This is a genomic window from Bhargavaea beijingensis, from assembly GCF_900101985.1.
Taxonomy (GTDB): Bacteria; Bacillota; Bacilli; order Bacillales_A; family Planococcaceae; genus Bhargavaea; species Bhargavaea beijingensis.
This window is the reverse complement of sequence record NZ_FNAR01000006.1, coordinates 142,475-148,681: the sequence shown is the minus strand read 5'-3', so window position 1 is coordinate 148,681 and position 6,207 is coordinate 142,475. Positions and strand designations below refer to the sequence as shown.

7 protein-coding genes are annotated in these 6,207 nt (G+C 53.0%); all 7 read left to right on the top strand.

The window, feature by feature from the left end; genetic code table 11:
• Positions 1-248 (top strand): transposase (locus BLT01_RS06815; RefSeq protein WP_143020586.1); only part of this gene is annotated, 248 nt, incomplete at its 5' end.
• A gap of 197 nt (positions 249-445) precedes the next feature.
• A complete protein-coding gene (locus tag BLT01_RS06810) occupies positions 446-1,045 on the top strand; it encodes a general stress protein (RefSeq protein ID WP_092096188.1) in 600 nt (199 codons plus the stop codon).
• Positions 1,046-1,156: 111 nt separating this feature from the next.
• The gene (locus tag BLT01_RS06805; protein ID WP_092096185.1) at positions 1,157-1,885 is read left to right on the top strand and encodes a YetF domain-containing protein; all 729 of its coding nucleotides are present in this window, start codon (positions 1,157-1,159) and stop codon (positions 1,883-1,885) included.
• A gap of 219 nt (positions 1,886-2,104) precedes the next feature.
• Positions 2,105-2,722, top strand: coding sequence for a 3'-5' exonuclease (locus tag BLT01_RS06800; protein ID WP_092096182.1), 618 nt, complete (start codon positions 2,105-2,107; stop codon positions 2,720-2,722).
• A gap of 111 nt (positions 2,723-2,833) precedes the next feature.
• Complete coding sequence (locus BLT01_RS06795; RefSeq protein ID WP_092096179.1) at positions 2,834-3,769, top strand: DMT family transporter; 936 nt, start codon at positions 2,834-2,836, stop codon at positions 3,767-3,769.
• A 382-nt stretch (positions 3,770-4,151) separates the two neighbouring features.
• Positions 4,152-5,348 carry an aminotransferase class I/II-fold pyridoxal phosphate-dependent enzyme gene (locus tag BLT01_RS06790; protein WP_092096177.1) on the top strand — a complete coding sequence of 399 codons (1,197 nt, stop codon included), beginning with the start codon at positions 4,152-4,154 and terminating at the stop codon, positions 5,346-5,348.
• 79 nt (positions 5,349-5,427) lie between these two features.
• Positions 5,428-6,153 (top strand): WecB/TagA/CpsF family glycosyltransferase, encoded by a 726-nt coding sequence (locus tag BLT01_RS06785; RefSeq protein ID WP_245696885.1) that lies wholly within the window; start codon positions 5,428-5,430, stop codon positions 6,151-6,153.
• The last annotated feature ends 54 nt before the right edge of the window (positions 6,154-6,207 follow it).

Genomic DNA, 6,207 nt, shown 5'->3' with positions numbered 1-6,207 from the left:
GTCATATCTGGCAGGACTACCTCGATCATGCAGAGGCCATTCGGCTCACCCCGGAGAACAAAGAAATCTATGCAAGGCGGAAAGAGACCGTAGAGCGCGGTTTCGGAGATGCCAAGGAAAAGTGTGGCATGCGATGGACAACCCTTCGCGGGAAGGAAAAAATGTCCATGCAGGCGATGCTTACTTTTGCTGCCTTAAATCTGAAAAGATTGGCCTGCTGGACCTGGGAGTCACCGGAACCGGCCTGACGGCCGGTCATTCCAAGGGGGGGATGGGAAAAAACATGCGAAATATCCACGAAAATGACAAAACGGACCCAAAAAGATTTCTTTTGGGTCCGTTTTGTCTACAGTCTGGGCCGTCCGATATTTCGGACGGCTTTCAGTGTTTAGTGCTCTGTTCAGCGGGTAACCACAAACTAGACTGCAAAGGAGGCGTTAGGAAAATGACTGAACGTAGAGTAGTAGGTTATTACGACAACGAACAGCAAGCAATCGATGCAATCGAGGATCTGAAACGCCAAGGCTACAGCTCAGAGGAGATTTCCGTCATTTCGAAGAACAATGACGATGTGGAAGCCATCCATGATGAGACCGGCACACAGGCTGCCGAAGGTGCAGCGACCGGCGCAGCGACCGGCGGCGTGCTCGGAGGTCTTGGCGGTGTGCTTGCCGGTCTCGGCGCCTTGGCAATCCCGGGCATCGGTCCGATCGTTGCTGCAGGCCCGGTCGTCGCAGGACTGACCGGAGCAGCAGCTGGAGCGGGCGTCGGCGGACTTGCCGGTGCACTGATCGGCATGGGCGTGCCGGAAGATGAAGCGGAGCGCTACGAAACATACTTTAACGAGGGCAAGATTCTCGTTCTTGTTGACCGCAATGCCAGCATTGAAGACACGGGCTTCACGACGGGCAGCACGCTTAGAGATGAAACAACCTTCACTTCGGGACGTGACCGGATTGACGAATCAGCCGCCGCCACAGACCGCACACTGCTTGACGACACGGTGGACCCGGCAAGCCGGGACCGCTTCAACGACCCGCTGTAATCTAATGGGAAAGTGAACCGCAGCACATATGTGCTGCGGTCTTTTTTGGTGAATAAAGGCTGAGCGGGAATGGCATGATGGATAAGAGAATGAAGGAAAGGAGGCGTCCGCATGTTTGAAGGCTGGGGAGAAGGGTGGGGGGATCTCCACTTTTGGGAAATGGTTTTCCGGACAACATTATCTTTTGCTGCGCTCTTGCTTCTGACCCGGTTGCTCGGCAAGAAGCAGATGAGCCAGCTGACGTTTTTTCACTACATCACCGGAATTACAATCGGCTCGATTGCTGCCAATATCGCCGGAGAAAGCGAGACGCCATTCTGGAATGGTTTGCTCTCACTTGTCATTTGGGCGCTTTTGACGGTGCTGCTCAGCTATATCACCTTGAAATGGGGCGGTACGAGAATGATTCTTGACAATGAGCCGACCATTGTGATCAAAGATGGACGGATAGATGAACAGGCGATGAAATCCGTCCAGCTACATCTGGATGACTTGAACATGATGCTGCGGGAAAACGGGGTCTTTGCCGTCAAAGACGTTCAGTACGCCGTCCTGGAAACAAACGGCGCGCTGAGCGTCCTGCAGAAAGTCACACAACTGCCTGCCACCAAAAAAGACGTGAAGGCGGGTGGTGGCCCTTCACAGCACATGCCTTCGGAAATCATCGCGGACGGGAGAGTCAACAGAAAGAATTTAAAGTCATACGGCCTAAGCGAGCAATGGCTTTTGGAGGAAATCGGAAAGCACGGGGTAGCCCGTGCAGATCAGGTGTTTTTCGCGCAGCTGCAGGAAGACGGAACGCTCGATGTCACGCTGAAGCAGCCTAAAATGAATAAGTGAGATCGCTCATACTCCCACAGTAAGACGTTGACATCGTTCACTGAAACGTTGACATACTCTCCGGGACCAGCAATTTGACGCGTACGCCTCCCGTTAGAATCCGTTCCGATAATCTTCCGGAACGGTTTTTTTCTGTGCAGAACTTGTATTACAATATGATTACCAAGCTGCAAAAGCGGAAATAGAAGAGTACTAGACAGAAGAAGGCGGTGGACACCTATGGTAAATTCGAGGCGGGAAGTGGAAATTCTGCTGGAAGAAAAGATCCGAGCGCAACGCAAACAGGCGCGGCCACCGCGTCGGCCAAGAAGATATAAAACATCTGTAAGGAAAGTGGCCAACTATGTCGTGTTGGATTTCGAAACAACCGGATTCCGCTCAGGTGCGGACCGGATCATCCAAATCGGTGCTGTGAAATTTACGGACCATAAGAACATCGGAACATTCGAGACGCTTGTCAATCCGAAACGTCATATCTCGCCGGCGATCACCCGGCTGACCGGCATCACGAACGAAGCCGTCAAGCAGGCACCGATGATCGACGAAGTGATTGGAGAATTAATCGGTTTTATCGGGGATCTCCCGATTGTCGCGCATAACGCCGCATTCGATATGGGCTTCCTCTATGCCATCGAGGAGGTATATGGTATTCCGATACCGGAATACACGGTCATCGACACGGTTCGATTGTCACGAAAAGTAATCACAGAAACGCCAGATCACAAACTTACGACACTTAGCCGCTATCTGGAACTCGAACACGACGCACACGATGCCGTCGGTGACTGTCTGGTTACAGCCAAGCTTTATCAGCACTGCCTTAGCATCATCAGTTAAACCGCTTGCCGAACCGGCAGGCTTTTTTTCTGCGGCGGCTTCCTTCAGGTCTGATATACTTACAACGATGACAGACCCTGCCTTGCAGGCAAAGGAAAGGAAGACAGGCCCATGTGGAAGATTTATCTGATGCTGACGCTCGTGATGTTCATGTGGGGGCTGAATCTCCCGATGCTGAAGTATCTCCTCGGATTTGTCGGGCCGGTCACGATGACTTCCCTCCGGATATTCACCGCAGGCATCGCCGTTTTCATCATCCTTTCCGCCATGAAACTCATCCGTTTTCCGCACCGGACAGAGTGGATTTATATCATTCCCGGCATGCTGCTCAACGTCGTCGGCCACCACTACTTCCTGAACACAGGGCTGACCCTGACGTCCGGCACCAACGCCGCTCTGATCCTCGGCACCGGCCCGTTTCTGACAGCTGTGTTTTCATCACTTCTGATCCGGGTGTTCCCGTCCAGGCTGCAATGGCTCGGCGTCCTGCTCGGACTCATCGGCGTCAGCTCCGTCGTCCTCGCAGGAGGCGGGCTCTCGGACATCTCGAAAGGCGACGGCTTCATCTTCCTGTCCATCGCCGTCCAGGTGCTCAGCTTCCTGATTGTCGCCAAAGCAGCCAAGACGCTCGACCCAAGGCTTCTGACAGCATATATGCTCCTTATCGGCGGTTCCACGCTGTTTGTCATCGGCCTGTTCAATGAACCCGGTGAACTTGCTGCGTTCGGCGAGGTCCCGCCGACATTCTGGCTGATCTTCGGTCTTAGCGCCCTGTTCGGCACCGCCATCAGCCATATGCTTTACAACTATTCCGTCGGCCAGGCCGGCCCGACGAAAGCGGCCATCTTCATGAACCTGAATACCCTCGTCGCCCTGCTGGGCTCCGCCCTGTTCCTTGGCGAAGCCCTTACCATCCGGCATCTTCTCGGTCTTATCCTTATCGTCACCGGCGTCCTTTTCGGATCCGGAGCGGTGGAAGACCTTTGGCGGAAGCGGCGTGCGAAGGAAAAAACGGGGGAAGGTGCTGCAGGTGGCGAGACGGGGTGAGGCGTTCACCTAGTTTGAGACGTTGCTATCCTTTATCGAGACGTTGACATAGTATATTGAGACGTTTACATACCTGGATGACACGTTACATATCAACTTACATCATGGATCCGGTTCTCCGTCAAAGGAAATTCTAAAAATTTAAAATTCAACTATTGCGTCACGGCTCGCCTTCGCCTATGGTAAAGGAAACGAAGCCGGACGCTTTTTTCAGTTTTCGATCCCCCTCCGGCCGGAGAGGAGCCGCCACATTGGATCCCCACGAGCCGCCGCTTAGCGAGGAGGCGGATATCCGTCTCTCACCCCGGTTAGTCAACGTTTCATCTTCTATCTGCCGAGGACACTCTCATACACTATTTTTGACACAGAAAGGATGAACACAATGGCGCTCAAAATCAATCCGCTGGTGGAAAAAACGCCGCTATCGGGAATCAGACAGATGTCGAACCGGCTGCCGGCGCATCCAGGGGCGGTGAATCTGACGGTGGGACAGCCGGATTTCCCGCCGCCGGATGAGGTGAAGCAGGCGGCCCGACAGGCAATCGGGAAGCGGTCGACGGGGTATTCAATGAATGCGGGGCTGCCGGAGCTGAGGGAGGCGGCGGCCGTGTACTACGGCAAAAAGTACGGGTTCCGCTACGACCCGGTGACCGAGACGGTGATCACCGGGGGCGGGAGCGGTTCGATGGACGCAGTGCTCCGGACGATTCTCGAGCCGGGTGATGAGGCGATCATCCCTGTGCCGATCTACGCGGGCTATGAGCCGCTGATCCGTCTGGCCGGCGCGGCTCCGGTTTATCTGGATACCCGGCAGACCGGGTTTGTCCCGGACGCGGATACACTTGAAAAGATGATCACTCCTCAGACGAAGGTCGTCATCTTTAACAACCCGTCGAATCCGACCGGCGTTGCAATCCCGGAAGACCGGATGGACCAGCTTGCATCAGTGCTCGCCCGGCATGAGCTCTTTATCCTGTCCGACGATATTTACTCCGAGAATACGTTCGATGCACCTCACCGGTCATTCGGGTCCTACCCTGCGCTGCGCGATCGGCTGTTCCTCATTCATGGTTTGTCCAAGTCCCATTCGATGACGGGCTGGCGGATCGGCGTCCTGTTCGGTCCGTCAGAAGTGATGCAGCACATTGTGAAAATTCATGCGTACAATGCCATCTGTGCACCGACCCCTTCGCAATATGCCGCAATCGAGGCGTATACGGGATCCACCGAAGCGCCGGAACAGATGAACCGGACCTATATCAAGAGAAGGGCATTCATCACCGCCGCACTAAAGGAAATGCAACTGCCGCACGTCCGTCCGACCGGTGCTTTTTACGCATTTCCTTCAATTGAGGAATTTCCTATAACTTCAAAAGACTTCGCGATCCGAGCACTCGAGGAGGAGGGAGTAGCGGTCGTGCATGGCAGTGCGTTTACGTTGTGCGGAGAAGGCCATATCCGAATTTCCTATGCCGCCGGCATGGAGCAATTGGAAAAGGGAATGGAGCGGCTCGGCACGTTCGTCCGGAAGCTGCGCGGGAATACACAAACTTCCGCGACAAAGCCAGTGTGCAAATAAACACCGGTAAAGTGGTATGATGGGGTTCTGGGAGCAAACAGCTTCTAAGTAATCATTTTGTCCGGATGGTGGAGCAGCATTGAATAGAATAAAAATCCTAAATGTAGATATAGATGACTTTACTAAAAAAGAACTGATAAACGAGCTTACTGAATCGATCAAATACGATCAGCGCAAATTTTTGGTCACTGCGAATCCTGAAATTGTCATGATGGCCAATAAGGATCTGACCTTTGCAAAAGCAGTTCGGGAAGCCGATTATGTAGTTGCAGATGGAATCGGTCTGATTATAGGATCCAAGATACTCGGACATCCATTGAAAGAGCGGATCCCAGGAGTTGAATTGATGCAGGAACTTTTGGATCTGGCATCAAGGAATCACTTTAGCGTCTACCTCTATGGAGCGAAGCCTGAAGTTTTGAAAAAACTTCATACTGTCATCAAGGATTCCTATCCGGGGGTGTCAATTGCCGGATATAGTGACGGATATACGAGTTCACCTGAAGAAGTCGCAAAACAAATAGAAGCAACCACACCGGACTTGGTGTTTGTGGCCTTGGGGGCACCTAAGCAAGAAAAATGGATTGATCATCACTATCCAAATTTCAGTAAAGGTGTTTTTGTGGGTGTCGGGGGAAGTTTCGACGTGCTCTCCGGGACCGTAAAGCGGGCGCCCAAGATTTGGAGAACGCTTAATTTGGAGTGGCTTTACCGGATTATTAAGCAACCCTCAAGATGGAAGCGGGCCCTGTTGCTTCCCGCCTACTTGGCAGCGATTGTACGCATCAGATTACGGCAGAAGTAATGGCGAACAGGCAAATGAAATATGGATAGTGGCTTGGCGGTCTTTCTTTGATAG